This is a genomic window from Mesorhizobium sp. M4A.F.Ca.ET.090.04.2.1 (assembly GCF_003999085.1).
Taxonomy (GTDB): Bacteria; Pseudomonadota; Alphaproteobacteria; order Rhizobiales; family Rhizobiaceae; genus Mesorhizobium.
The window spans coordinates 1-1,243 of the sequence record NZ_RZOT01000875.1 but is presented as its reverse complement, the minus strand read 5'-3'; the positions used below and the strand labels follow the sequence as shown (position 1 = coordinate 1,243).

1 protein-coding gene is annotated in these 1,243 nt (G+C 69.4%); it reads left to right on the top strand.

What is annotated here, in order from left to right:
- The coding region (locus tag EN781_RS32800) for an L-glutamate gamma-semialdehyde dehydrogenase (RefSeq protein ID WP_127400736.1) at positions 1 to 1,243 on the top strand (1,243 nt) is incomplete at both ends.

Genomic DNA, 1,243 nt, shown 5'->3' with positions numbered 1-1,243 from the left:
GGCGTCGACATCACCGATCCGGTGACGCTGGCGGCGATCGACAAGGCCAAGGCCGAGTTTGCTGGGCCGGACCGCTGGCACGCGAAGCCGGTCACGCGCGCCGCCGGCTACGGCAAGGAGCGCAAGGTAGTCAATCCGGCGAAGCCCGACGAGGTTGTCGGCACGATCCACGAGGCGGCCGCCAAGCAGGTCGCCACCGCCGTACGCATCGCGGTCGAGGCGCAGCCGGCTTGGGCCAAGCGCCCGGTCGCCGAGCGCGCGGCGATCCTGAACCGCGCCGCCGACCTCTATGAGGCCAACGCGGCCGAGTTCTTCGCGCTCGCCACCCGCGAGGCCGGCAAATCGCTGGCCGACGGCGTCGCCGAGGTGCGCGAGGCGGTCGATTTCCTGCGCTACTACGCCGCCGAGGCCGCCAATGCGGAAACGGGCACCGAGGCGCGCGGCGCGATCGTCTGCATCTCGCCGTGGAATTTCCCGCTCGCCATCTTCACCGGCCAGATCGCCGCGGCGCTCGTCACCGGCAATTCGGTGATCGCCAAGCCGGCAGAACAGACGCCGCTGATCGCCTTCCGCGCCGTCGAGATGCTGCGCGAGGCGGGCGTGCCGGAAGACATCATCCAGCTTCTGCCCGGCGATGGCCCCTCGGTCGGCGCGCCGCTGACGGCCGACCCGCGTATCGCCGGCGTCTGCTTCACCGGCTCGACCGAGGTCGCCAAGCTGATCGAGAAGCAACTGGCCGACACCGCCGCACCCGACGCCATGCTGGTCGCCGAGACCGGGGGGCTCAACGCCATGATCGTCGATTCCACCGCGCTGCCCGAGCAGGCGGTGCGCGACATCCTCGCCTCCGCCTTCCAGAGCGCCGGCCAGCGCTGCTCGGCGCTGCGCGTGCTCTATGTCCAGAAGGACGTAGAGAAGAAGATGCTGGAGATGCTGAGGGGCGCGATGGAAGCGCTCAACCTCGGCGATCCCTGGCTGATCTCGACCGATGTCGGCCCGGTCATCGACGACGAGGCGCAAACGTCGATCCGCGACTATTGCACCAGGATGGGCCTGCAGGGCCGGCTGATCGCCAAGCTCGAAGCGCCGAAGAGCGGCCGCTTCGTCGCGCCGCATGTCTTCCGCGTCAAGGGCATCGAGGAGATGGAGCGCGAGGTGTTCGGCCCGGTGCTGCATGTCGCCAGCTTCGACGCCGACGAGATCGACGCCGTTATCGCCGCCATCAACCGCAAGGGCTATGGCC